Source organism: Streptomyces sp. NBC_00239, assembly GCF_036194065.1.
Taxonomy (GTDB): Bacteria; Actinomycetota; Actinomycetes; order Streptomycetales; family Streptomycetaceae; genus Streptomyces.
Genome location: NZ_CP108095.1, coordinates 628,976 through 654,059 on the forward strand (window position 1 = coordinate 628,976; position 25,084 = coordinate 654,059).

Here is a 25,084-nt window from a genome sequence, read left to right on the forward strand (position 1 = left end):
GCAACCGGCTCAGGCGTAGCGGCGCTGCGGACCGCGGACCAGGCCGGCCTCGGTTTCAGTGAGGTGGGGATCCCCCAGCCGCCGCTCGGTGGCGACCGGCATGCCCGTGCGCGGGTCGGTCCCGCAGGAGCGGGCCACGGCCCGCAGGAAGCCCCGGATCAGCAGCCGCTCGTGCGGTCGCAGCACGATGCCGCGGAGGATGACGAAGGTCATGGCCACATCGACCTCGGGGCGGCCGACGCGGGCGGTGGTCCAGTCGATGGCCCTCGGACCGCGGTCCGTGAGGATGACGTTCTCCGGGTGCAGGTCGAGGTGCAGCAGGCGCTGCCACCTGGCTCTCCTTCCGGCTCCGCTCCCACTGACCACCGGGCGAAGCGGGGCCGGCCGGTTGCGCTCGCACCGTGCGGCGGGAGCGCGGCCGGCCCCGGAAGAGCGGGGTTCGGGAAGGGAATCAGAAATTGATCATGTGTCCGGCGATGCCGTGGATCGCTTCCTTCACGGCCTCGCCCAGTGTGGGGTGCGCGTGGACGTTGCGGGCCACCTCGTGGACCGTGAGGTCCCACTGCTGGGCCAGGGTCAGTTCGGGCAGCAGCTCGGTCACGTCCGGGCCGATGAGGTGGGCGCCGATGATCTCGCCGTACTTCGCATCGGCGATGATCTTCACGAAGCCGGTGGGGTCGCCGAGGCCGTGCGCCTTGCCGTTCGCGGTGAACGGGAACTTCGCGACCTTGACGTCGAAGCCCTTCTCGCGGGCCTGCTTCTCGGTCCAGCCGAAGCTCGCGATCTGCGGCTGGCAGTAGGTGGCGCGCGGGATCATCGGGTAGTCGAGTTCCATCGTCTCGGCGCCGGCGATGGTCTCGGCGGCGATGACGCCCATGGCCTCGGCGGTGTGGGCGAGCATCAGCTTCGCCGTGACGTCGCCGATGGCGTGGATGTGCGGCACGGAGGTGCGGCAGCGACCGTCGACGTCGATCGCACCCCGCTCGGTGAGAGCGACCCCGGTGTTCTCCAGGCCGTAGCCGGCGACGTTCGGTGCGAAGCCGATGGCCTGCAGGACCTTGTCGGCCTCCAGGACCTTCTGTACGCCGTCCGCGCCGGTGACGGTGACACGGACCTGCGGGCCGGACTCGTCGATCGACTCGACGCGGGTGGAGGTGAGCACGTCGATGCCGAGCTTGCGGTACTGCTTGGCGAGTTCCTTGGAGACGTCCTCGTCCTCCAGGGGGGCGACGCGGTCCAGGAACTCGACGATGGTGACCTTCACCCCGTAGTTGTGCAGCACGTACGCGAACTCGATGCCGATGGCTCCGGCGCCGGCGATCACGATCGACTGCGGCACGTCCTCGGCGAGGATCTGCTCCTCGTACGTCACGACGCGCTCGCTGCGTGCGGTGCCGGGCAGCAGACGCGGGGTGGCCCCGGTGGCGATGATGCAGTGGTCGAAGGTGATCGCCTCCGAGGTGCCGTCGGCCAGGTTCACCTGGAGGGTGTGCGCGTCGACGAAGTTGCCCCGGCCGTCGAACTCGGTGATCCCGTTCTTCTTCATCAGGTAGTGGACGCCCTTGACCCGGCCGTCCGCCACCGTGCGGCTGCGCCGGTACGCCTCGCCGTAGTCGAAGGAGACGGTGCCGTCGACCTTGATGCCGAAGGTCTTGGCCTCGTGCTGGAAGATGTGCGCGAGCTCGGCGTTGCGCAGCAGCGCCTTGGTCGGGATGCAGCCGACGTTCAGGCAGACGCCGCCCCAGTACTTCTCCTCGACCACCGCGACCTGCTTGCCCAGTTGGGCGGCGCGGATGGCGGCGACGTAGCCGCCGGGGCCGGCTCCGAGTACGACGACGTCGAAATGCTTGGACATGCGACTTCCTTAGCGTGGGAGCGGCGAGCGGCTGGGCAGGGCGTTCGGCACCCGTCCCGACGTGCCGCTGCGGTGAACGAGTGCGAGCGTAATCTCCCGTGTCCAGGCCGTGCCACAGGTGTTCGGACGCGCCGAAGGCCCCTCCGTCCCGTTCGAGCGAGGGGCGGGGCGGGGTGGGCCGATGTCGCGCACGCCACCGTGCGCGACATCGGCCCCCCGCACGTCTTGCGCGGGGCCGGACGGCCCCGGCGTCTCGGGGCGCGCTTCAGTCCGCGCGCCCGGTACCGCGATCGGGCGCGCTCATGTCCCCGGTCGCGGGCGTGCCGTCGGCGAGCCCGTAGCGCAGGTACACCGCGCCCTTCGGGCCGGCCGCCGGCGGTTCGAGGAGCGTGAGGTTCGTGGGAACCGCGCCCTGGTCGAACACCTTCTTCCCGGTGCCGAGCACGATCGGGTACACCCAGAGGTCGAGGCGGTCGAAGAGCTTCTCGCGCAGGAGGCTCTGCACCAGGTTCAGACTCCCGACGACCTTCACGTGCTCGTGCCGGTCACGGACCTCGCGCACCGCGCGCGCCAGATCCGGGCCGAGGTGCGTGGACCCGGCCCACGAGAGGTCGGGCGTGCCGCGGGAGGCCACGTACTTCGGGACGCCGTTGAAGAGCGTGGCGATCTCGTTGTCCTCGCCGCCCTCCTGGTGCGGCCAGTAGGCGGCGAAGATGTCGTACGTCCGCCGGCCCAGGAGGAGGGCGTCCGTGCCCTCGTACGCGGCGCCGATCTGCTCCCCTGCCGCCTCGTCCAGCAGGGGCGCCTGCCAGCCGCCGAACGGGAAACCCGCCGGGTCCTCGTCGGGGCCGCCGGGCGCCTGCCCGACGAGGTCGAGGGTGGCGAACAGCTCGATGTGGATCATGCCCAAGGCATACTCCTCATGAGTGGGTGGTCCCCCGGTTCGTCCGGCCCGGCGCGGGTCAGCCGAGGCGCTCCTGGTCCTGGATGTCGCAGTCGGTGTAGACCGTCGGCCGGGTCATGAGCGCCGAGAGCTGCCGGGCCAGTTCGCCGGTCTCGGGCGCGTCGCTGTTGGCCATGGCCGTCTCGTACGAGTCGAACTCGACCACGGCCAGGTAGCGGTTGGGGTTGGCCCGGTCCTTGAGCAGGGAACGGGCGGCGGGGGCACCCGTCCGGCCCTGCGAGCGGGCCTGCTCCTCGTACGCGCGCAGAAGCTCGCGCACCTCGTCGATGCGCTCGGTCTCGAAATCGATGATCTGCGCGAACTTCATGTGCCGGCTCCTCCTGGCGCGGGCGGCCCACGGCGCGGGCCGGCCTCCTGCCGCCAGCAAACACCGCCGCGCCCGCCACCCCGGGCTCACACGCCGTCGTCGCGACGATTCCGCGAGCCTGGCAGACGGCCGGCTGCGAACGGGCACCCGATAGGTTGCAGCCATGACTGAACTCGGACACGTCACCTGGCCGACTGCCCCGATAAGGACCGAACGGCTCGTGCTCCGCGAGTCCGAGGCCCGGGACCGCGCGGCGTTCATCGAGCTGTTCTCCTCGCCGGACGTGCACACGTACCTCGGAGGCCCTCGGCCTCGTGCCGAACTCGAACGCGCGGTGCCCGAGGTGCCCGGCCGGCGCCCCGGCGTCTTCGTGATCGATCTCGACGGAGCGATGATCGGCACGGTCTCGCTCGATCGGCGCGACGCGGAGCGTCCGGGGCACGTCCTTCCGGATGTGGGGGAGGTCGAACTCGGCTACATGCTCCTGCCGCACGCGTGGGGACGCGGGTACGCCGCCGAAGCGTGCGCGGCGGCGCTCGACTGGTGCGCCGCCGCGCTGCCCGGCGAGCCGGTGGTGCTCTGCACCCAGACGGCCAACGACCGCTCGATGCGCCTCGCGGTGAAGCTGGGGTTCACCGAGGTGGAGCGGTTCGAGGAGTACGGCGCCGAGCAGTGGTTCGGCGTGCGGCCCGCCGGCACGCCGTCCGGTTGAGCCCCCGGATCGGTTCGGGCGGGCGGGCCGCAGGCGGATGTCGGGTCAGTCCCACTGCTCGTCGGCGAGGGAGGTGACCGGCTGGGGCTTGCCGATGACGGCCACCGCGATGAAGAAGTTGATCTGGCCGATCGCGATCGTGAGGGTGGCGAGCGCCTTGTCGTCGTAGTGCTTCGCCACCTCCGCGTACAGCTCGTCCCCGACCCGCTCCCGGCCGTGCGGGGCCGGCTGGAGGGTCGCCTCCACCAGGGCGAGCGCGGCGCGTTCGGCGTCGGTGAAGTACGGGGCGTCCTGCCAGGAGGAGACCGCGGTGATGCGCTCCTCGGACTCCCCCGCCTTGCGCAGGAAAGCGGTGTTGAGAACGGTCAGGTAGGTGTTGCCGACGATCTGCCCGGCACGCAGGTGCACCAGGCTCATCGTGGCGCGCGGCACGGAACGGTTCCCGGTGGCGCGGAAGAGCGCCGCGCTGATGTCGTTCAGCTCCGGAACGAACTCGCCCGGGTTCGGCATCCGCGAGATGGGGGTGCTGTGCGTCATGGCTGCTGCTCTCCTTCGGTCGGCCTGATCGGCGCCTTCACAGCACTGACGGACCGGGCGCGGAGAGTGTGACGGCACGCGGAGACTCTTTTTCCGCGTCGTTCAGGGGAGTGCGATGGCGGCGTCGAGGCCGGCCGCGGGCCTCAGCAGCACGCCCCGGGCCGGAAGTTGACAACGTTTCAGCTTCAGTGGGCCGGAAATGTGGCCGAAAGACTTCCAGCATGCTGCGACATGTGAAATTTTACATGTCACACGTCAACGCTTCGTGTCCCCAGCACGCGGCACAACGGCCCCGGAGGCCCCCACAGATGCATCCGTTCCGGATATCGAAGGCCAACGCGCAGAGACTTCCGGCGCTCGGCGCGGCCGTCTTCATCACGCTCGGCCTGTTCACGCCACCGAGCCAGGCCGCCTCCGCCGGCGCCACGGCCCCTGCCCCGGCGGGCTCGAACGCACGAGCAGCCGCGGCCTCGGCGCCGCGGTCGATCCCGGTCCCCAAGTCGCCCGATGCGATGAGCAACGGCTCCCGTTTCCGGATCTCCTCGCAGGACAGTGCCGAGGAGTCCGCCCCGGCGCCCGCCCCCGCCGTCAAGCCCGTCAAGCCCACCAAGGGCTCCAAGCAGTCCACGGCGGCCGCCGCCGACGAGTGCGGCGACCTCTCCGGCGTGATCAACGCCTCGGGCAGCGCACTGGTCCAGCAGCTCAAGGCCCTCCCCCGGATCACCTGTACGTACCCGCTGTTCAACCTCACCGGTGACAACGCCCGCAAGGCCTTCCGCGAACCCCAGATGGTGACCGTCGCCAACGCGCTGCGCGACGCCTCCGCCACCTACTCGGGCGGCAACAGCGCCGCCATCGGGCAGCTGGTGCTGTTCCTGCGCGCCGGCTACTACGTGCAGGACAACAACGCGGACGTCGTCGGCGACTACGGCACCGCGCTGGACGGCGCGGCCCGCGGCGCGCTGGACGCCTTCTTCGCCTCCCCGCGCAGCAAGGACGTCACCGACGCCAACGGCGAGATCCTCAACGAGGTCGTCACGCTGATCGACAGCACCCACGCGGCCGGCCGGTACGCCGGCGTCGTCAAGTGGATGCTCGGCAGCTACGACGGCACCTGGCCCGCCCAGATGAACCTCGCCATGCAGCACGTCGAGTGGGTCGTCGAGAACGGCTTCAAGGCCAAGAACGACGACCGCGGCTGGCGGGCCGCCCTCAAGGCCGACCCCGCCATCCTCACCACCTGGGCCGGCTTCATCACCCGCAACAGCGCGCAGCTGAACCGCCTTGACGTGGTCAGCAACGTCGGCCGCTTCCTCGGCTACGCCCTCGACGTCCCCGAGCTCAAGGACCGGGTCCGGCCGCTGCTGAAGGACCTGATCAACCGCTACCCGAACGTCGGCCCCACCGCGCCGATCACCATGAACCTGGGCTGGTACACGCGCCAGTACGACAGGAACAACTGCGCGGCCTACGCCATCTGCGACCTGGGCGACCGCGTGCTCCCGGCGATCCTGCCGATCCAGCACACGTGCACCCCGGACCTGAAGATCCGCGCCCAGGACATGTCCCCCGGACAGCTGGCCGGCACCTGCACCAGCCTGGTCAACCAGGACGCCTACTTCCACCGGGTCATCGGCGACAAGGGCGCGATCCCCGGTGACGTGAACACCAACCTGGAGGTCGTCGTCTTCGACGACTACACCCAGTACTCGCTGTACGCCTGGGCCATCTACAACATCGACGTCGACAACGGCGGCATGTACGAGGAGGGCAACCCGGCCGCCGCCGGCAACCAGGCCCGCTTCATCGCCCACGAGGCCCACTGGCTGCGCCCGGACTTCCAGATCTGGAACCTCAACCACGAGTACACCCACTACCTCGACGGCCGCTACAACATGTACGGCGACTTCGACGCGAGCCTGACCACGCCGACCATCTGGTGGGTCGAGGGCATCGCCGAGAACATCTCGTTCGGCTACCGCAACCAGCGCAACGCCGACGCGATCGCCGAGGCCGACAAGAAGACGTACAGGCTCAGCGAGCTGTTCGACACCGTGTACGGCCAGGACGAGGACCCCGAGGTCAACTCGAGCCGGGTCTACCGCTGGGGCTTCCTCGCGGTCCGCTACATGCTCCAGGCGCACCCCGCCGACGTCCAGACCGTCCTCGGCAAGTACCGCTCCGGTGACTGGAACGGTGCCCGCACCTTCCTGAAGCAGACCATCGGCACCGGCTACGACGCCGGCTTCGCCACCTGGCTGACGACCGCCTGCGCGACCGACGACTGCGGACCCCTGCCGGAGGCCCCGTCCACCCCGCTGTGCACCATCAGCGACCCCCGCCAGTTCGACAAGAACTGCCGCCGGGACAACCTCGCGGCCGCCGCCGGCAACTACAGCTACCACTTCGTGTACCTGCCGGCCGGGCTCAAGGAGCTGACCATCACCAGCAGCGGCGGCACCGGCAACGCCGACCTGTACTACGGCGGCGGCAGCTGGGCCACCACCGGCAACTACCGGGCGAAGTCCACCAACGCCGGCAACGGCGAGACCCTGACGATCGCCGACCCGCCGTCCGGCTGGGTCTACTTCAGCCTCGCCGCCGCGCAGGACTTCAGCGGCGTGAGCGTCTCCACGCAGTCCAAGTGAGCCGGCCCGCCGGGGCCTGACCCACGACGGCGGTACGGCGGTCCCCGCCATCCGATCACGGATGGCAGGGGCCGCCGTCCGTCGTCAGTGCGGCGCCACCAGCTTGATGCCGACGCCCCGCACGGTGCGCAGGTAGCGCGGCGCGGAGGCCCGTTCGCCGAGTTTGCGGCGCAGCGCGGAGACGTGCACGTCGATGGTCTGGTCCTCGATGTAGGCCTCCCGCCACACGTCGGCGAGCAGCCGGCGCCGGGACACCACCGTGCCGGCGTGCCGGGCCAGGAAGGCCAGGAGGTCGAACTCCCGCCGGGTGAGGGGCAGTTCACGACCCGCCAGGTGGGCCGAGCGGGCCAGCGGGTCCACGGTGAGCTCCCCGACCGTGACCGGGCGCATCGGGTCGGCGGCCGCGGCCTGTCCGGCGGCCGGGCAGGGGGCGGTGCGTCGGAGGACCGCCGCGAGGCGGGCGACGAGCTGGGCCCCGGAGAACGGTTTGACCAGGTAGTCGTCGGCGCCCGCGTTCAGCAGTTTGACGATCTCGTTCTCGTCGTCGCGGGCGGTGGCCACCACCACCGGCACGTTCGATATGCCCCGGATCATGCGGAGGGCGTCTCCCCCGTCCAGGTCGGGCAGGCCGAGGTCGAGCACGACGGCGTCCAGCGCGCCCTGAGTCACCTCGCGCAGGGCCCCGAATCCGTCTCCCGTGCTGCGCACCGTGTGGCCGTGCTCCGAGAGGATGTCCATGAGGGAGGCACGGATGCTGGGGTCGTCTTCGACCACGAGTACGCACGGCATGGCGGACACCCTACAGTCGCCCTGCCACGGCCCGGCCGGTACGTTCCCGGGTGCGCCGCGGGGCGCCCGGCTACGGGAAACAACAGGTCAACGGGGTGGCGGCAGCCGCGCGCAGGCCGCTTCGGATCAGGCAGGCGTGCCGAAGTCCTGGGTCCACCAGGGGCCGCCGGCGGTGCTGACGCCGACGCCGATCTCGGTGAAGCGGCAGTTGAGGATGTTCTCGCGGTGGCCGGGGCTGTCCATCCAGGCGTCGACCACCGCGGCCGCGTCGGCCTGGCCCATCGCTATGTTCTCGCCGTACCCGGACCAGTCGTATCCGGCCGCCTCGATGCGGTCCCGCGGCTGGGAGCCGTCCGCGCCGGTGTGGGAGAAGTTCCCGGTGGCGGCCATGGTGTCGCTGTAGCGCTGGGCGGCTTCGGTCAGGTCCGAGTCCACGGTGAGGGCGCTGCAGCCCGCCGCCGCACGCTCGACGTTCACCAGGCGGACGACCTCCTGGGCCTGGCCGCCTCCCGCGGGCCGCGGGGCGGCGGGCTTCGGCGCCGCCGGCCTCCTGGTGGCGGACCTGGCTGCGGCGGCCGGCGACGGCCTGGCGGCGCGGGACGGGGTGGCCTTCGGAGTCTTCGCGGGGGTGGACGGGGGCTTCGTGGCCGACGGCGTGGGGGTGGCGGAGGCCGTCGGGGCGGCCGGAGCGGACGTCGCCGGTGCGGGAGCGGGAGCGGAGGACGAGGCGGCGAGGGCGGTCGCGCTCGGCGTACCGCCGTCGAGGGCGACGGTGGTACCTGCCGTGCCGGCCGGGGAGCCGGTCAGCTCGGCGCCCGCCACGAAGGCCGCAGCGAGAGCGAGGACTCCCGCGGCCGCCACGGCCACCTTGACGCGCGGGGGCCGGGGAGCACGGTGCCCGCCTCGGCTGCGGGCGGCGACACGGGGACTCATCTCGGAACCTCCAGGGGTGGGCAGGGTCGGGCGCGGGCGGGCACGCACCCCCGGGAGGAGCGCAGCACCCTGGCGGACGAGCAGCACCCCGGCAGGAGCGCGGCGGAATGCGGCCCGCCGCCCGTCACGACCGGATCGTAGGCGGGCCACGGGCGCCGGAACACCGGCCGCGGGAACCGCACAGGAGGTGGCGAGGCGCTCCTCGGGTTGCCGAAACCCCTTCAGGTCTCCCTCGGGGCACCGCTCGTGCCGTCCCGGCGCAGTCGCCCGGTCCCCCGCTCCCGGCCGGGCGGAGGCACCGCTTCCGTGCCGAAGCTCACACCGCGACGGCGGATGACCACGGCCCGCCGGCTCGGCCCCCACCCGGCCGCGGGCCGCGCTCCGGCCGCCGGCGGCCGGCCCGACTCGGGCGGCCCCGGGCAGGGCGAGAGGCCGTGGGGGGCCAGCGCGGTGGGCCCGTCGGCCGTCGGACACACTGATGCCGTGCCCCGCCTCACGCGCTACCTCCTCATATGGCTGTCGTGCACCACGGCCAGCGTCACCGCGGTCATGCTCACCGTGTACTTCGTGATCGGCCTGACCCGCCCGACACCGCCCTCCGCGCGGTCGGTCCAGGCGGTGTACCCCTCCCCGTCGGTGCTCGTGGGAGCCCCGGCCTCGGCCGTGGCGGACCCGCCGCGGACGCCGACCGCGTCCCCCGCCCGCCCTTCGGTGCAGGCGTCCCCGGCTCCGCGGACGCCTTCGCCCACGCCCAGCCGGCTGCCGGCCGCCACCACGCCCGCGCCCCGGCCGTCGCCGCAGTGCAGCGGCGGTCCGGGACTGCACACCGTCCCGTCGCAGGGCGGGAAGGTCACCGTCCAGTACGGGCGGACCCGCGTGTGCTTCGTCTCCGCGGTACCCGCCCCGGGATTCCGGACCGGTACGCAGCAGACCGGTCCGGACACCCTGGTGGTCGTCTTCACCAGCGACGACCACCGCTCGCAGATCACGGCGACCGTCGTGCCGACGGCGAGGGCCAGCGTCCGCGAAACCCGAGTGTGAGCCGTTCCGGGCACACCCCCTGCGCTCCTCCTCCGGAGAAGCCCGGCCGCCGCGAGCCCTTCCGAACCGGCCCCTTCCGCCCGGTCCCCGCCCCGCCCCCACCCCGCACGACCTGCACGGCGATCCCTGACGGCCGCCAACCTGAGCAGTTCCTTAAGCGTCCCTGAGGGGACCCGTCAGGACGGCTCCGGGGGCCCTGACGGCCCCTAGGCTCACGCTCGGTCAGAACGGATCTCTCCCTCCGGCGGGCATGCCGCCGGAAGGGCGTTCCGGCCCGCTCCGCACCGGCCGTCTCCAGGCCGCGGAGATCCCGTACCGACTCAAGGGGTTGATTCGCCATGGCCGCACACCGGCGCGCACGCACCTCCCGCATATCGGGCCTCGTCCGTTTCTCGGCCGTCTCCCTCACCGTCGCGACCGCTGCCCTGGCCACGGCCTGCGGCGGCTCCGACGCGAAGGGCGAGGACGCGCAGAGCCTTTCCGCCGCCACGGCCCCGGACGCGGCCGCCGCCCGGACCGGGGCCGCCGCCCTTCCCACGGCCGGCCGCGCCTCCGCGTCGGCCTCCGCCCCTGCGTCCGCGTCCGCCACGCCCTCCGCGTCTGCTTCCGCAGCGGTGGAGGCCGCCGTACCCGCGGCCCGGCCGGCCGCCTCCACGGCTCCCGCGACCGGCGGCAAGGACACCTCCGAGCCCGAGGCGGCACCGCGCCCCGCCGAACCGACCACGAAGCCGGTCGTCACCCCCACGAAGACCGGCGGCGGTTCGGGGTCCGGCGACTCGGGCTTCACCACCGGATACCCGTCCGGCGGCGCCCGGCAGGCCGTCAAGGCGGCCGTCGCCGCGGCCAAGGCCGACGGGAAGAAGGTGCTCATCGACTTCGGCGCCAACTGGTGCGGCAACTGCAAGGCCGCGGACAAGGTCTTCGGCAGCAGCGCGGTGGGCAAGCAGCTCGACGCCTCCTACCACGTGGTCAAGGTCGACATCGGCAGCCAGAACTCCGACAACTTCGACCTGCTGCGCGGCTACTGCTCCGGCGAAGGCGCGTACAAGATGCCGGTGCTGGTCGTCCTGGACGGCAACGGCAGGGTCCTGACCGAGACGCATTCGACCGGCAACCCCAGCCTCACCGCCGACGGCCTGGGCGCGTTCCTGCGGCAGTGGGCCTGATGGCCGCGCACCACCGGGCGCACCGCGGGGCGCACCACCGGAGGCGCCGCGGACCGGCCGCGGCCGCCCTGCTCCTCCTGTCCCTGGCGGCCGTGGGCTGCGGCGCAACCACCGGGGCTGCAACCACCGGGGCCGCGACGGCCGGGACCGAAGCCGACCCCCGTCCGGGCGACGGCTCGGGCTCGAGCCCCAGCGTCGTCCCGGCAGCGCAGCGCCCGGCGGCCCCCCGCACCGCGGGCCGGGACCTCTCCGGCCGGGAGCTCGGGCTCGACGCGTACCGCGGCAAGGTCGTGGTGCTCAACGTGTGGGGCTCCTGGTGCGCCCCCTGCCGGGCCGAGGCCCGGGAGCTGGAGGCGCTGCGCGGCGCCCTCGCACCGCGCGGCGTCCGGGTGCTGGGCATCAACGTCCGCGACCGCTCGACCGGGCCCGCCCGGCAGTTCGAGAAGACGTACGGCCTGCACTACGCGAGCATCCACGACCCCGCCGGGAAACTGCTCCTGGCCTACCCGCCGGCGCTGCTCAACCCGCAGGCCATCCCCTCGACCCTGGTCGTGGACCGGCGGGGCCGGATCGCCGCGGCCCTCTCCGGCCCGGTCACCCGGGCGCAGCTGGAGCCGCTGGTGGCCCGTGTCGCCGGGGAGCGGACATGACCGGCCACGCGTGGCCGGCCCTCGCGGCGGGCCTGGACTCCGGCGCCGTGTCGGGCACCCTGCTGCTGGCCGTGCCGGTGGCCGTGGCCGCGGGCCTGGTGTCGTTCCTCTCTCCGTGCGTCCTGCCCCTGGTGCCGGGCTACCTCAGCTACGTCACCAGCCTGTCGGTGGCCGACCTCGCCGGGGCCGGGGGCGGGCGCCGGGGCCGGATGCTCGCCGGGGCCGCGCTGTTCGTCCTCGGCTTCAGCACCGTCCTGGTGTCCGGCGGCGCCCTGTTCGGGTACGTCGGACGGAACCTGATCGCCCACCAGGACACGATCTCGCTGGTGCTCGGGCTGTTCACCGTGGCCATGGGCCTGGCCTTCGCGGGGTGGCTGCCCGGCTTCACCCAGCGTGAGCTGCGCAGCCGGCACCGGCCCGCCTTCGGGCTGCTGGGCGCCCCGCTGCTGGGCCTCGTGTTCGGCGTGGGCTGGACCCCGTGCATCGGGCCGACCCTGGCCGCCGTGCAGGCGCTGGCCTGGAACGAGGCGAGCGCCGGACGGGGCGCCCTGCTGATGGTCTGCTACTGCGTCGGGCTCGGTGCTCCGTTCCTGCTCACCGCCCTCGCGTTCCGGCGGGCGCTGGGCGCGTTCCGCTGGGTCCGCAGCCACCACCGCGCCGTCATGCGGGCCGGCGGCGCCCTGCTGGTGCTGGTGGGGATCCTGCTGGCGACCGGACTGTGGTCCGACCTGGTGTACGCCCTCCAGCTGCGGCTCGCCGACACGGGCCCGGCGCTGTGAGCCGTGAGCCGAGCGCTGTGAACCCGGCGCCGCCGACCGCTCGCCAAGGAACGGCGCCCCCGCGCCCGCGCACCACCCGAGCATCACACCGTACGAAAGAAGGACGACAGCACACCATGAGACGACACGCACCCGAGGGGCTCCCGGCCGCCGCGGTCGGCCGCACGAGCAGACGCCGGACCGCCCGGGCCGCCCGGACCCGCCGGGCCTGGGCCGCGGCCGCGCTGCTGGCGGTCACCGCGGTCACCGGCTGCGGGGAGGAGCCGGATCCGGAGCCGCAGCGCGCCGCCGCGGTCACGCAGTTCAACGAGAACGGTGTCACCGTCCGGCTGACCGTCTCCGACTGGGAGTCCTCGGCGGGCACCGTGGTCGCCACCTTCACTCCCGACGAGGCCGGCTTCCACCTGTACCCCACCGATCTCCCCGCCCAGGGCGTCGAGGGGGTGGGCCGCCCCACCCGGGTCCGCCCCGCTGACTCCGTCGCCGCCGCGGGGAAGCTGACCGTGGACGCACCCGTCAAGACGATCAAGGTGCCCGGTGTGAACGGCGCCGTGCCGGTGTATCCCGACGGACCCGTGACGGCCACGCTGCCGGTCCGGGCGACCGCGTCGGGCCGGGCGGAACTGCTGGTCAGCTATGCGAGCTGTAGTGCGACGGAGGGGTGTACGATCCCCGTGGCCGACCGGGTCGTGACCGTCCACACCACCGCGGACCACCTGTCCTTCACCACCGGCTGACGGTTCGTCGCCCACGGCCGGACGGTGGCGGCGGCCGGACGGTGGCGGCCGGCCGCGCCGCATCCCGTGCCGGACCCGGGGGGCTGCCCGCGGCACCCGCTGCTGCGCCGCCACCCCGCCCGTGCCGCCGCCGCGCGGCCGACCCCGTTGGAGCGCTGTTCCCGTGACCCGAGGGCCCCGAAGAGCCGGCGACGAACGCGGGGCGCCGCGGTGAGGCGTTCCCTGGCGGGGGTGGCCCTCGCGGTCACCTCGATGGTCGCCCTGTCGTTCCTCATCCCCCTGGGCCTGCTGGTGATGTCGCTCGCCCGCGAGCAGAGCGTCACCGCGGCCGAGCAGAGCGCCGCGGCGATGGCGCCGATCCTCACCCTCACCACCGACCCGGCCGAGCTGCGCGAGGCCGGCGCCGGCCTGCGGGCGGCCGAACACCTGGTCATCCACCTGCCGGACCGCCGTACCGTCGGAGGGCCCGGGCACGCGCCGCCCGACCTGCTGGGCCGGGCCTCGGGTGAACGCGAGTCCATCTCGCGGGACGTACCCGGCGGATGGATCTACCTGCAGCCGGTGGTCCTCCCCCAGGACCGCGTCGCGGTGGTGGAGAACTTCGTGCCCGACGACGACCTGACACGCGGCGTGTCCCTCTCCTGGAGCGTCATGGCCGGTCTCGCCGTCGTCCTGCTCGCGGGCTCCGTCCTCGTGGCGGACCGGCTGGGGTCCGCGGTGGTCACCGCCGCGAAGCGGCTGGCCGAGGCGTCGCGCCGACTCGGCGCGGGGAACCTGGACTCCCGGGTGCAGCCGAAGGGTCCGCCCGAGCTCAAGGAGGCCGGTACGGCGTTCAACACGATGGCCGACCGGATGTCCGACCTGCTCGCGGTGGAACGCGAACTGGTCGCCGACCTGTCCCACCGCCTCCGGACGCCGCTCACCGCGCTGCACCTGGCCGTGGAGCGGATCGCCCCGGGCCCCGAAACCGGCCGCATCCACGCGGCGGTCGCCGAGCTGGAGAAGGAACTGGGCGCGATCATCGCCGAGGCCCGCACCCCGCTGGCCGTGGGTCCCATGGGGCGGGTGCTGCGCGGTGACGAGGCGCACGACGGGCCGCCCGGCGACGCGGAGCGCTGCGAGCTCGCCGACGTCGTACGGACCCGGGCCGCGTTCTGGTCCGTGCTCGCCGGCCAGCAGGGGCGCCCCTGCGCGGTGCACGTCACCGACGAGCCGACACCCGTCTGCCTCCCGGAATCGGACATCACCGCCGTCGTGGACGCGCTCGTGGGCAACGTCTTCCGCCACACCGCGTGGGGCGCGGCCCTGTCGATCTCGGTGAGCCGTACCGCGCACACCGTGGAACTGGCAGTCGACGACGCCGGCCCCGGCATCGCCGACCCGGACGGAGCCGTCGCCCGCGGCGGCAGTACGGGCTCCACCGGGCTCGGCCTGGACATCGCGCGCCGGGCCGCGCTCGCCGCGCGGGGCGGTGTCCGCATCACCCGCGGCCCGCTGGGCGGCGCCCACGTCGCGGTGACCTTCGGCCTGTCCCCGGCGGCGCCCCGGGAGCGGCCGCGCTCGCGCCGTCGGCGGTGAGGGTTTCGGCGACGGCGCCGGGGAGCCAGTCGGTGGTGTGCAGGAAGGAGAAGCCCAGTTCCTTCGCGCGGGCGTTGCTCATGGCGTAGTGGCGGTCGAAGGAGAACGCCGACGCCTCCTCGCCGGCTGGGACGGTCCGGTGGACGGCCTCCCGGCCGGCCTGTCCGGCGACGACCGCGGTGAATTGGACGACGTCGAGCGGGCCGTCGGAGCAGGCGTTGACCGGGCCGGTGAAGCGGGAGGTGGCCGCCCACAGCAGCAGGTCCGCCAGTTCCTCGTAGTGGATGAAGACCGTGGGCAGCGCGTCGGCGTGCACGGCGATCGCTTCGCCCCGGGCGATGCGCCCGGCGTAGTGCGCCAGTCGGCCGGTGAACTCCCGCGCGCCGCCGCCGAGCACGTGGGCGCTGCGCACACTGGCGAACGCGAACCCGCCGGCGCGGGCGAGGACCGCCTCCGCCTGGCGCTTGCCCTCGGCGTAATGCGCCTCCCGGTACGCGTCGTCGTGCCAGGGCAGGTCCAGGGCGACCGGCCAGGCGGCCGGGTCCACGTGGTCCTCCGGCACCGGCGTGCCCGGAGGGACGGCCGGGAGCGCGGCGGTCGCGGGGTCGTACACCTCGATCGTGGAGGTCATGACGTAGCGCCCGGTGCGGCCGTCGAAGGCGCGGGCGGCGACGGCGGCCTGCACCGGGGTGTAGCAGACCTGGTCCACCACGACGTCGAAGGTGCGGGAGCCGAGGGCGGCCGTCAGGGCGGTCTCGTCGTTCCGGTCCACCACGAGGTGCTCCACGCCGGCGGGCGGCAGGCCGGAGCCGCGGTTGATCACGGTCACCTCATGCCCCGCGCCGTGCAGGCGCTCCACCAGGAGCCTTCCGAAGTAGCGGCTACCGCCGATGACGCAGATCCTTTGCATGCCCCCATCCTGGGCACCTAGGGTCATCAGCAGAAGTCCCGACCTACTGGTTGCGTGTTAAGGAAAACTGTTGATCGATGTGCAGCGGCTCCGTGTCCTGCGAGCGGTGGCGGAGCACGGCAGCTTCAACCGGGCTGCCGCGGCGCTGCGTCTCACGCCCTCGGCCGTCTCCCAGCAGATGGCCGCCCTGGAGCGCAGCCTCGGCGCCCGGGTCGTCGCCCGCAGCACGCGCGGCGTCACCCTCACGGCGGCCGGGCGGATCATGGTCGGCGCCGCCGAGTCCGTCGCGGCGGAGCTCGAACACGCACGACAGCAGGTCGCCCGGCTCAGCACCGGCCGCACCCAACTCACCGTCGCCACCTTCACCAGCGGCGGCAGGCTCCTGCTGCCCGCCGCGCTCACCCGGCTCACGGCGGTCCATCCCGGCACCGTGCTCCACATCAGAGAGGGCGAACCCGAGGACACCCTGCCACTCGTGCGCCAGGGCGCCGTGGACCTCGCCCTCGCCTACCACTTCGACGGCCCGCTGCCCGCGGGGCCGGGCCCCGGCTCCAGCCTGGAGTGGACGCCGCTGCTGGAAGACCCCCTGCACGTCGTCCTGCCGCACCGGCACCGGTTCGCCGGCCGCGAGGAACTCGACCTCACGGAGCTGGCGGCCGAACCGTGGGTGCTCGGCTGCCTGAAGTCCGAGGCGTACCTGCGCCGCTACGCCGAGCGCGCCGGCTTCGATCCGGACGTGCGCGGGAGCACCACCGACTACTTCTTCGCCCGCTCGCTCGTCGCCGCGGGCATGGGAGTCTCCCTGGTCCCCTCCATCGCGCTCGCCCCGGAGATCCCGGGCCTGTGCACCGTCCCGATCAGGGCGCCGGGTCCGGTCCGGCACATCGGCGTCGCCGCCATCCCCCGCGCCGACCGCCCCCACGTCACCACACTCGTCCACACCCTCCGCGACCAGGCCGCGCGCCGGCACGAGGGGCGTTGATCCCGGGCGTTGATCCCGGGCATCGCCCGAGGCGGCGGGCTTCGTCGTCGGAGCGGGGCTTGGCAGACTCGGGGGGACCGTCCACGCCGCGCGCACGCGTGACCCGAGAAAGCAGCCGATGATGTCCGAGCCGATACCGGGCCCTCCGCAGCACGCCCACAACCCCTGGGCGCCTCCGTCGCAGGATGCGACCCGGCCCGCCCGTCCGGAGGCGGGACCGGAGCAGGGGCGGGAGCAGGGCCGGTGGCCCGTCCCGCAGCAGGGCCCGTACGGACCCGTCCTGCCCGGGCCGCCGCCGCCCGCCCCGCCGTACGGGTGGGGGCTGCCCGTACCGGCGCCCGGGCCGGTGGCCGCGCCGCCGGGGGCCGCGTACCACGAGCAGGGGCGCAACGGGCGGCAGCGCGGTGGGGCGCGGGTCGGTGAGTTCTTCCTCGCCGTCGCGCTCATGGTCGCCGGGCTGGTGTTGGCGCTCGGCGGGTCCGCCGTCATCGGTGCGGTCCTCGGGCTCGATTCCGCCCCGGACGACAGCGAGCGCTTCTTCGCCGACCCGCTGCTCGACAACGCCGTCATGCTGGTGGCCCTCGCCCTGTGGACCCCGGCCGTGCTGATCGCGGTCCGCGCGTGCGGCGGACGGCCCGCCGGCACGCTCGCGTCCGTCACCGGACGGCTGCGGTGGGGGTGGCTGGGCCGGTGCTTCGGCCTGGCGGCGGCCGTCCTCGTCCTCCAGAACCTCGTACTGGTCGTCTGGAGCCTGTTCCAGGACGGCTCCGAGGCGGTGGCCGGGGACTTTCCCGGCTGGCCCGCACTGCTGTTGAGCCTGGCCGTGCTGTGGGCGCTCGTGCCCTTCCAGGCGGCGGCCGAGGAATTCGTCTTCCGCGGCTGGCTGGCCCAGCTCTTCGGCGGGTTCCTGCGATCACCCTGGCCCGGGGTCGCCGTGGCCTCGGTGCTGTTCGCCCTCGCCCACGGCTTCGGGCAGTTGTCGGGGTTCCTGCTGCTGTGCTATTCGGCGGCCTGGTGGGGCTGGCTCACCATCCGTACCGGCGGCCTGGAGGCCGTCATCGCCGCCCACACGGTCAACAACCTGATCGCCTTCTCGCTCTCCGCCGTCTTCGGGGAGCTCTCCGACCAGAGCACCGCGGCCGACGCCCCCTGGGAGGCCCTCGTGGCCGAGCTCGTGTTCACGCCGGTGTTCTGCCTGCTGGCGGCGCGGCTCGCCGACCGGCGCAAGATCGCGGCCCGCACCCCGGAACTCGCGGCCTGACCCCCGCCCCGACCGCCCCGGCCAGCCGCCCCCGCCGCCGTACCCGCCCGTCTCCGCCCCTCCGACGCGTCACTGCAGCTTCGAGAGGTCGACCGAGTCGGCGGGCTTCGGCGGGACGGCCCGGACGGGCTCGTCGAAGTCGGAGAACACGGCCTGCTTCCGGTCGTCGTCGCCCGTTCCGGCGCCCTGGAGCCGCAGCAGGTACGGCTTGTCCTCGGTGGACACCTGGAAGGTGGTGGTCTCGCCGTCGTGCCGGCTGGTGACCGTGATGGCCGGACGCCCGTCGACGGTGGTCCGGGAGCCCTTGGCCAGCCGTTCGCCGACCGGCTTCGAGGCGAAGTCCTTCTTGTAGGTGTCCAGGTCGCAGAACTCGGCGAAGTCGCGCAGCATCACGCTGCCGGTGGTGCCGTGCAGGTAGCGGCCGTTGATGAGTGCGATGGCGTCCTCGGCCGCGCCGCCGGGCACTTGGGCGCGCAGCAGGGCGTCGTCGAGTTTCATCCACACGTCCGTGCCGCGCTTGATGATGTCGGCGTGGCCGGAGCCGCCGGCCGGTGTGACGGTGCCGACGCAGTTGCCCTGCACGTCGAAGCGGAGGTCCAGGGCGGTGGTGCCGGTCGGGTCGGTGACCTCGGCCACCATGTGCATCGACGTGGTCGCGGACATCGCCGCACGGGAGGCGTCCGCGATGGCTTGGGCGCTCTTGTCGGCGATGCCGTTGTCGTCCGCTCCGGCAGCGCCCGCGCCGACGGCCGTCAGGAGGAGCACACCGACGGCGCCGGCGGCCGCAGCGCGCGCCGCCACGGCCACAGCCACTGCCCGTGACACGGACATCGGGCCACCTCCCTGCGGTTTCCCTCCGGCGAACCGGTCACCCGATCAGCGTAGGTCCGCGCCCCCCGAGCCGCAGTCCGAGGCACCGTCCGGGGCCGGGCCGGAGTCGGGCCGGAGTCGGGGCCGGAGCCCGGCCGGCGAGGACGCCTTCCGTGCGGCGTGTCCCGCGACATCCCGTCACTCTCCGCAGTTATGGTGACGGTGGGTGCGCGGTGGCCGTGGCAGCCGTTTCGTCCTCCGCGTGGATCCGCGCCGTTCTCCTTCACTCACCTTCCCCCTCTCAGGTGTGCGAGTGCGCCCTGGAATCGGAGCCGCCATGCGAGTGATCGCCTATTTCATGCACGAGAGCGAAGAACAGGCGGCGCTGAGCATGCTCGGCAACGCCACCCGGACCGACAGCTACGTCATCGGGGACATCGCCGAGAGCGCCGTCGCGGATCTCGAGGGCGCGGGCCTCACCGTCGACTCGCTGGACTCCGTCAGCAGCGCCGAGACATCGGCCATGGCCCGCGCCCGGGTGACCGGCAGGTCCGCCCTGCCCGAGGGGCTCGAGAACACGGAACCGCTGCCCGTCGCGCCCGGTGACCGCGCCTCCTGGCTCGTCCAGCTCGGCCAGCCGCTGCTGGAGGAGTTCCGGGAGGAGATCAACGCCACCGGCGTCGAACTCCAGCGCAGCGTGCCGGTCAACGCGTACGTCGCGGTCGCCAGCGAATCGCAGGCCGGCCAGCTCAGCAACCTCGACTTCGTGGTGTCCGTGGAGCGTTACGGGCCCCAGCTCTCGGCCCCCGCCCGGCTGCGGGCCGGCCACGCCCCCGCCCCGCCCACCGCGACGGAATCCAGGACGGCCCCCGACGGCCGCATCTGGGACCTGCGGCTGACGGATCCGGCCGCCCGGGACACGGTCATGGCCTGGCTGGACGAGCACGCCGACTCCACCGACGTACGGCTCATCGCCGCCGCCGCCCACCGCATCCGGCTGAAGCTCCCCGAAGGGTCGCCGCTGGAAACGGAGATTCCCCAGCTCCCCGAGGTGCTCGACATGGTCGAGTACGTCCCTCCGAAGCTGTTCAACGACCAGGCGATCCGCCTGATGGGCGTCACCTCCAACGGAGCCTCCGACGGCGTTCCGTTCACCGGCAAGGGGCAGATCGTCGCGGTGGCCGACACCGGCCTCGACCAGGGGCATCCCGACTTCCAGGGCCGGATCGTGGAAGTCGTCGCGCTCGGCCGTCCCGGCGACAGCGACGATCCCGCCGGCCACGGCACCCACGTCGCGGGCTCGGTGCTGGGTGACGGCTCCGCCTCCCAGGGCAAGATCCGCGGCGCGGCCCCCGAGGCACGCCTCTACTTCCAGTCGGTGATGGACGCCGCGGGGCAGCTCGGCGGGCTGCCCCTCTCCCTGTCCGACGGCCTCTTCGAGCCCGCCTACCAGGCCGGTGCGCGCATCCACAGCAACAGCTGGGGCGCGGCGACCGAATCCGCGTACACCGTCGACTCCGACGACGTCGACTCGTTCGTGCAGAAGCGGCGCGACATGCTCGTCATCATGGCCGCCGGCAACGAGGGAACCGCGGGCGTCCGCATCAACTCGGACAAGGGCTTCGTGGACTGGGCGTCCATCGGTTCGCCCGGGTCCTGCAAGAACGCCCTCACCGTGGGCGCCGCCCGCAGCGACCGGACCAGCGGCGGCCTCTCCGAGCGCACCTACGGCAGCGCGTGGCCGAACGACTTCCCGGACCCGCCCATCGGCGCCGAGCGCGTCTCCGGAGACCCCGAGTGCCTCGCCGCGTTCAGCAGCCGGGGCCCCTGCGACGACTTCCGCGGCAAGCCGGACCTGGTGGCGCCGGGCACCGACATCCTCTCCGCCAGGTCCTCCCTCGCCCCCGCGAACCACTTCTGGGGACTGCACCAGAACCCCCGGTACGCCTACATGGGCGGCACCAGCATGGCCACCCCGCTCGTGGCGGGCTGCGCCGCGCTCGTGCGGCAGTACTACGTCGACAAGCGGGCGGCGGAACCCAGCGCCGCCCTCGTCAAGGCGACACTGATCAACGGGGCCCGCACCCTCTCGGGAGCCGACTCGTCGGCCAACGACCCGCACTACCACCAGGGGTTCGGCGCCATCCACATGCCGACCACCCTCCCCCACGACGGCACGGCCGACTTCGGGCTCGAATTCGTCGACACGTGGCAGAAGCCGGCCAAGCAGTTCCAACGCACGGGGGAACGCAAGCGGTTCCAGGTGACGGTGGGAGCGGCGGGACCCTTCAGGCTGTGTCTGGCGTACACGGACCTGCCCGGCCGCGGCCTCCAGAACGACCTCAGCGTGATCGTGCAGGCACCCGACGGCACCAAGCACGCCGGGAACGCGGGACTGCCCGGTCTGCTCCTGCGGAGCGACTGCACCAACAACGTCGAGGTCGTCCGGCTCGACTCGCCGCCCGCGGGCAACTACCTGATCCAGGTCTTCGCCCGCAACCTCCTCGCCGGTCCGCAGGACTACGCACTGGTCGTCACCGGCGACCTCGACAGCCCGGTGAAGCAGCTGCCCAACTGAGCCCGACGGCCGCAAGGGCCTGCCGCGCCGGCCGAAACGGGCCGGCGCGGCAGGCGTCGTCGCTCGTCGCGGCCGGGCGGCCGCGGGAGGTCAGATCATGCTCTTGTAGATGTTCCAGCCGGTGCCGAACTTCACCCGGGGGGCGAAGGTCGCGGTGCCGGCGTTGCCCGTCGAGGTGTACAGGTACATCACGCCGTCGGGGAGGCGGGCGAGCACGTCGCCCTTGCTGTCACCGTTGATGTCACCCGGCACGACCAGCGCGTCGTAGATGTTCCAGTTGCTGGCGATCTGTTCCCGGGCGGCGAAGGGCGCGGTGGACGTCCCGGTGCCCTTGTAGAGGAAGAGCCGGCCGGTGGTGTCCCGGGCGAGCAGGTCGGGGCGCCCGTCGCCGGAGTAGTCGCCGGAGCCGACGAGGGAGTTGTACGTGTTCCAGCCGGTGCCGATCTTGATGCGCGCGCCGAGCTTGGTGTACAGCATGCCGTCGCCGGGGTGCAGCCACAGGGTGCCGCCGGAGTCGCGGCTGAGCAGGTCGCCCTTGCCGTCACCGGTGAGGTCGCCGGGGCCGACCATCATGTTGTAGTTCCACGACGAGCTGACCTTCTGGCCGCGGATGTACAGGTCGCTGCCGATGTTCTGCACGTAGGCGGCGTGGTTGTGGCTGTTGAGCGCGGTGGCGTACGCGTTGCGGGAGCCGGGCGTCTCCTTGCCGACGTTGATCGGCGGCGACAGGTAGTCGCCGTTGGCCAGGGCGTACCACTTCGCCATGACGTTGTCCGCGGACTGGGTCATGAGGTTCTGACCCTTGCCGTAGAGCTGCGTGGTGCCCGCGCCGACGATGAACCTGTTTTCTTCGTAGCCGTCGCCGAAGTACTCGGGACCACCGAACTTGCCGCCGCCGATCGACTTGAACCAGTACTGCACGCCGTCGTACTTGCGGGCGAGCAGGTCGCTGCGGCCGTCGCCGTTGCCGTCGTCCGAGCCGGTGATCATGTTGTACGCGTTCCAGCCGGTGCCGACCTTGACGCGGGGCTTGAGCGGGGCGGTGGCGCTGCCGGCGCCCTTGTAGAAGTACAGCTCGCCGGCGAGGTTGCGGGCCATGACGTCGCCGAGGCCGTCGCCGTCGACGTCGTTGGCGCCGACGATCTGGTCGTAGATGCTCCAGCCGGAGCCGACCTTGACCCGCGAGTTGAAGGGCTTGCTGACGCTTCCGGTGCCCGTGTACAGCCACAGGCCGCCGGTGTGGTCGCGGGCCAGCAGGTCGGGGCGGCGGTCGCCGGTCAGGTCGCCGGTGGCCATGACGCGGTTGTAGGTCTGCCAGCCGCTGCCCGACCACTTGGGCGCGGACGTGCTCTTCACACCGGCCTCGTAGAGCGTGAGGACGCCGTCGAAGGTCAGGGAGAGCAGCTCGGGCTGGGTCGTCCCACCCACATCTCCCACCGGCAGCAGGTCCTTGAACGAGGAATCGGGGTCGACCTTGTCGATCGTGTACTCGACCCAGGTCTGGAGCGACGACAGGTAGACGGCCGTGACCTGGTCGTATTCCATCGTGATCATGTCGCTGCGGCCGTCGCCGTCGAGGTCGTGCCGCGGCTTGGCCGCAGCGGCCACCCGCGACGACGGTGCGGCGAGGCGGGGCATGACGACGGTCGGGTGCCCGCCGGCGCGGCGCGGCGCGGCATCGGAGGCCGGCTCCGGCGCCAGGGCGGTCACGGGCCGCGCGACGGTGGAGCCGGGTGCGGGGTGCCGCGGGGCGGCGGTGCTCGGGGCGGCGGCGAGGGAGCCGGCGGCCAGGGCGAGTACGCCCCCGGCGGCCAGGGCGCGCAGGCGTCCGCGGTGTGGTGAAGTCAAGATCCCCCCTGAGGATCGAGCCGTGGAGGCCCGCCCGGACACGTCCTGCCGTGTGACCGGGAACACGCATCGGTGCGTGAACGGTTCCCCACTTCCGTCCGTGCAGGGTATGCCGTGCCACCGACAGCGGAGGAGCCCCCCTCGGGGTCGACTCCCCTGTCCGGAGGCCCAGTTGGTGGCCCGAGGCGACCGCTTCGCCCGCCGGCCGGCGACGCCCCGGGCGTGACCGGACCGGGACCGCAGCCTCAGGCTCCCGGGACGCCGGCCGGACGAGCATGAGGCACATCGAAGCCGCACCTCCCGGGACGGCACGGGCCCTCGCTCCGGCCGTCCGTCCGTACCGGAGCGCGCCGCCTCGCAGGATCCAGCCATCGAGGAGATCTCGTGAGCCACCACAAGAAGCACCACACAAGGCCGCACAAAAGGCAGCACAACGGCCCGCTTCCCGCGGCCGATGCCGTACGTGATCTTTACGACTACTGCGTGATCGGCGGGGGCGCCAGCGGTGTGGTCGCCGCCACCGAGCTGGCGGGTGCCGGACACCGCGTGCTGCTCCTCGAAGAAGGCCATCCGGTGACCCCCGGCACCCATCTGCGCACGGCCGAGAGGACCTGGGAACGGGCACTGGCCACCGGCGATCCGGCGCGGACGGCCAATCCGTGGGCGGCACGCGCGCTCGGCGGCGGCACGATGTTCTTCGCCGCCATCGCGTTCCGCTACCGCGAACTGGACTTCCGGGCGCATCCGTACCTCAGCCGGGACGCGCTGCCCGCGCAGTGGCCACTGGAGTACGAAGACCTTCGCACCTGCTACGACGAGATCGAACGCCGGCTCGGCGTGGCGCGCTCCGACACCGGGGACCCGTGGCAACCGCCGTCCGCCCCGGCCCGGCTGCCGCCGCACGACCACGACGATCGCGCACGGCTGATCGCGGACGCCGGGACGCGGTTGGGACTCCATCCCTTCCCCACTCCGCTCGCGATCAACTCCCGCCCCTACGACGGGCGTCCGGCCTGCACGAAGTGCAGCGGCTGTACCGAGTACGCCTGCCCGGTGGGAGCGAAGGGCGACGTCGTACACCGCGTGCTGGAAGGCGCCCGCACCGCCCTGACCGTACGCACCGGCGCCCGGGCGGTCGCGTTGACCGGCGACCGGCCCGACCGGGTCGACGCGGTCGAGTGGATCGACACCGCCACCGCCCGCCGCAGGACGACCCGGGCCCACCGCTTCGTCCTGACGGCCAACGCCGTGCAGACGGCGAGGCTCCTGCTGGCGTCGTCGACGCGCTGGGCGCCGAACGGTCTGGGCAACAGCTCCGGGCTGCTGGGTGCCGGGCTGTCGGTCAAGCTGAGCGGCTACGTCGGCGGCCAGGTCGACGGCGTCACGGGCCCCGCTCCGGGCGGACCGCACTCCACCGTCGCGTTCACCGACTACTACCTGCACACCGACGTCCCCGGGATGCTCGGAGGCATCATCTACCAGGCCAACCCGGTGTTCGGCGGAGACGCGGGCTCCCTGCGGCTGCACGTCCTGGCGGGCGACCAGCCGATGGAACGCAACCGAGTGGTCCTCGCCCGTACGCGCGACGAGTTCGGCGTGCCCCGGGTGGTGATGGACTACCGCATCCACCCCAGGGACTCCCAGCGCCTCCGGTTCCTCGCCGAGCGCGCCGCCGACATCCTGCACGCGGCGAACGTCGGGCAGGTCCGGTTCGAGCCGACCGGATTCCAGCGCGGCAGCCGGCATCTCCACGGCACGTGCCGTGCCGGAGGCGATCCGCGCACCTCGGTGACCACACCGGACGGCCGGCTGCACGACCTCGACAACGTCTACGTGGCCGACGCCGGCGTGTTCCCGTTCGCCGGCGGAGTCAATCCCGTCCTCACCATCCAGGCCAACGCGCTGCGCATCGCACGCCGGCTGGCCGGCCGGCGGCCGTCCGCCGGCAGCGGCCTCGCCGCCCCGTCCCACCCGCACGCTCCCACCCGTTGGAAGTGAT

The 25,084-nt window shown here is 73.0% G+C and carries 22 protein-coding genes; 12 read left to right on the forward strand and 10 right to left on the reverse strand.

Going from position 1 to position 25,084, the window contains the following annotated elements; genetic code table 11:
* Positions 1 to 9: 9 nt before the first annotated feature.
* The 4 genes from OG764_RS02850 to OG764_RS02865 form a co-directional block, all read right to left on the reverse strand.
* Complete coding sequence (locus tag OG764_RS02850; RefSeq protein ID WP_328966767.1) at positions 10 to 366, reverse strand: phosphotransferase family protein; 357 nt, start codon at positions 364 to 366, stop codon at positions 10 to 12.
* 85 nt (positions 367 to 451) lie between these two features.
* On the reverse strand, positions 452 to 1,855 hold the full coding sequence (gene lpdA, locus OG764_RS02855; protein WP_328966768.1) for a dihydrolipoyl dehydrogenase: 1,404 nt from the start codon (positions 1,853 to 1,855) through the stop codon (positions 452 to 454).
* A gap of 265 nt (positions 1,856 to 2,120) precedes the next feature.
* Positions 2,121 to 2,765, reverse strand: a complete 645-nt coding sequence (locus tag OG764_RS02860; RefSeq protein ID WP_328966769.1) for a dihydrofolate reductase family protein — start codon at positions 2,763 to 2,765, stop codon at positions 2,121 to 2,123.
* Between the two features lie 52 nt (positions 2,766 to 2,817).
* Positions 2,818 to 3,126, reverse strand: coding sequence for a hypothetical protein (locus tag OG764_RS02865; RefSeq protein ID WP_328966770.1), 309 nt, complete (start codon positions 3,124 to 3,126; stop codon positions 2,818 to 2,820).
* A 163-nt stretch (positions 3,127 to 3,289) separates the two neighbouring features.
* On the opposite strand from OG764_RS02865, the gene OG764_RS02870 reads away from it, so the two are divergent.
* Positions 3,290 to 3,838 carry a GNAT family N-acetyltransferase gene (locus OG764_RS02870; RefSeq protein WP_328966771.1) on the forward strand — a complete coding sequence of 183 codons (549 nt, stop codon included), beginning with the start codon at positions 3,290 to 3,292 and terminating at the stop codon, positions 3,836 to 3,838.
* 45 nt (positions 3,839 to 3,883) lie between these two features.
* On the opposite strand, the gene OG764_RS02875 is transcribed toward OG764_RS02870, so the two are convergent.
* Complete coding sequence (locus OG764_RS02875; RefSeq protein WP_328966772.1) at positions 3,884 to 4,375, reverse strand: carboxymuconolactone decarboxylase family protein; 492 nt, start codon at positions 4,373 to 4,375, stop codon at positions 3,884 to 3,886.
* Positions 4,376 to 4,683: 308 nt separating this feature from the next.
* Here OG764_RS02875 and OG764_RS02880 point away from each other — a divergent pair, with 308 nt between their 5' ends.
* Entirely contained in the window at positions 4,684 to 7,023 is a 2,340-nt protein-coding gene (locus OG764_RS02880) for a M9 family metallopeptidase (RefSeq protein WP_328966773.1), read from the forward strand.
* Between the two features lie 84 nt (positions 7,024 to 7,107).
* Here the strand turns inward: OG764_RS02880 and OG764_RS02885 are convergent, their stop codons facing one another.
* Both OG764_RS02885 and OG764_RS02890 read right to left on the reverse strand, forming a co-directional pair.
* The gene (locus OG764_RS02885; protein WP_328966774.1) at positions 7,108 to 7,812 is read right to left on the reverse strand and encodes a response regulator transcription factor; all 705 of its coding nucleotides are present in this window, start codon (positions 7,810 to 7,812) and stop codon (positions 7,108 to 7,110) included.
* A gap of 126 nt (positions 7,813 to 7,938) precedes the next feature.
* Positions 7,939 to 8,745: a CAP domain-containing protein gene (locus tag OG764_RS02890; RefSeq protein WP_328966775.1), complete on the reverse strand. Its 807-nt coding sequence runs from the start codon at positions 8,743 to 8,745 to the stop codon at positions 7,939 to 7,941.
* A gap of 483 nt (positions 8,746 to 9,228) precedes the next feature.
* Here OG764_RS02890 and OG764_RS02895 point away from each other — a divergent pair, with 483 nt between their 5' ends.
* The 6 genes from OG764_RS02895 to OG764_RS02920 all read left to right on the forward strand — a co-directional run bounded on the left by OG764_RS02895 (position 9,229) and on the right by OG764_RS02920 (position 14,696).
* Positions 9,229 to 9,786: a hypothetical protein gene (locus OG764_RS02895; protein WP_328966776.1), complete on the forward strand. Its 558-nt coding sequence runs from the start codon at positions 9,229 to 9,231 to the stop codon at positions 9,784 to 9,786.
* Between the two features lie 338 nt (positions 9,787 to 10,124).
* A complete protein-coding gene (locus tag OG764_RS02900) occupies positions 10,125 to 10,952 on the forward strand; it encodes a thioredoxin family protein (RefSeq protein ID WP_328966777.1) in 828 nt (275 codons plus the stop codon).
* Positions 10,952 to 11,602 carry a TlpA family protein disulfide reductase gene (locus tag OG764_RS02905; RefSeq protein ID WP_328966778.1) on the forward strand — a complete coding sequence of 217 codons (651 nt, stop codon included), beginning with the start codon at positions 10,952 to 10,954 and terminating at the stop codon, positions 11,600 to 11,602. The genes OG764_RS02900 and OG764_RS02905 overlap by 1 nt, the downstream gene beginning before the upstream one ends.
* A complete protein-coding gene (locus OG764_RS02910; RefSeq protein WP_328966779.1) occupies positions 11,599 to 12,381 on the forward strand; it encodes a cytochrome c biogenesis CcdA family protein in 783 nt (260 codons plus the stop codon). Before OG764_RS02905 ends, OG764_RS02910 begins: the two co-directional genes overlap by 4 nt.
* 116 nt (positions 12,382 to 12,497) lie before the next feature.
* Positions 12,498 to 13,118: a hypothetical protein gene (locus OG764_RS02915; protein ID WP_328966780.1), complete on the forward strand. Its 621-nt coding sequence runs from the start codon at positions 12,498 to 12,500 to the stop codon at positions 13,116 to 13,118.
* 210 nt (positions 13,119 to 13,328) lie between these two features.
* A complete protein-coding gene (locus tag OG764_RS02920) occupies positions 13,329 to 14,696 on the forward strand; it encodes a sensor histidine kinase (RefSeq protein ID WP_328966781.1) in 1,368 nt (455 codons plus the stop codon).
* Here OG764_RS02920 and OG764_RS02925 read toward each other — a convergent pair.
* Entirely contained in the window at positions 14,599 to 15,606 is a 1,008-nt protein-coding gene (locus tag OG764_RS02925) for an NAD-dependent epimerase/dehydratase family protein (RefSeq protein ID WP_328966782.1), read from the reverse strand. The two genes, OG764_RS02920 and OG764_RS02925, sit on opposite strands and share 98 nt — an antisense overlap.
* 70 nt (positions 15,607 to 15,676) lie before the next feature.
* On the opposite strand from OG764_RS02925, the gene OG764_RS02930 reads away from it, so the two are divergent.
* Together OG764_RS02930 and OG764_RS02935 are read left to right on the forward strand one after the other, a co-directional pair.
* On the forward strand, positions 15,677 to 16,588 hold the full coding sequence (locus OG764_RS02930) for a LysR family transcriptional regulator (RefSeq protein ID WP_328966783.1): 912 nt from the start codon (positions 15,677 to 15,679) through the stop codon (positions 16,586 to 16,588).
* 121 nt (positions 16,589 to 16,709) lie between these two features.
* Entirely contained in the window at positions 16,710 to 17,849 is a 1,140-nt protein-coding gene (locus OG764_RS02935) for a CPBP family intramembrane glutamic endopeptidase (RefSeq protein ID WP_328966784.1), read from the forward strand.
* A gap of 69 nt (positions 17,850 to 17,918) precedes the next feature.
* On the opposite strand, the gene OG764_RS02940 is transcribed toward OG764_RS02935, so the two are convergent.
* Entirely contained in the window at positions 17,919 to 18,680 is a 762-nt protein-coding gene (locus tag OG764_RS02940; protein ID WP_328966785.1) for a hypothetical protein, read from the reverse strand.
* Positions 18,681 to 18,996: 316 nt separating this feature from the next.
* Here OG764_RS02940 and OG764_RS02945 point away from each other — a divergent pair, with 316 nt between their 5' ends.
* Positions 18,997 to 21,237, forward strand: a complete 2,241-nt coding sequence (locus OG764_RS02945; RefSeq protein WP_328966786.1) for a S8 family serine peptidase — start codon at positions 18,997 to 18,999, stop codon at positions 21,235 to 21,237.
* Positions 21,238 to 21,327: 90 nt separating this feature from the next.
* Here the strand turns inward: OG764_RS02945 and OG764_RS02950 are convergent, their stop codons facing one another.
* The gene (locus tag OG764_RS02950; protein ID WP_328966787.1) at positions 21,328 to 23,085 is read right to left on the reverse strand and encodes an FG-GAP repeat domain-containing protein; all 1,758 of its coding nucleotides are present in this window, start codon (positions 23,083 to 23,085) and stop codon (positions 21,328 to 21,330) included.
* 384 nt (positions 23,086 to 23,469) lie between these two features.
* Between OG764_RS02950 and OG764_RS02955 the strand changes: the two genes are divergently transcribed.
* Entirely contained in the window at positions 23,470 to 25,083 is a 1,614-nt protein-coding gene (locus tag OG764_RS02955; protein ID WP_328966788.1) for a GMC family oxidoreductase, read from the forward strand.
* Position 25,084 lies beyond the last annotated feature (1 nt).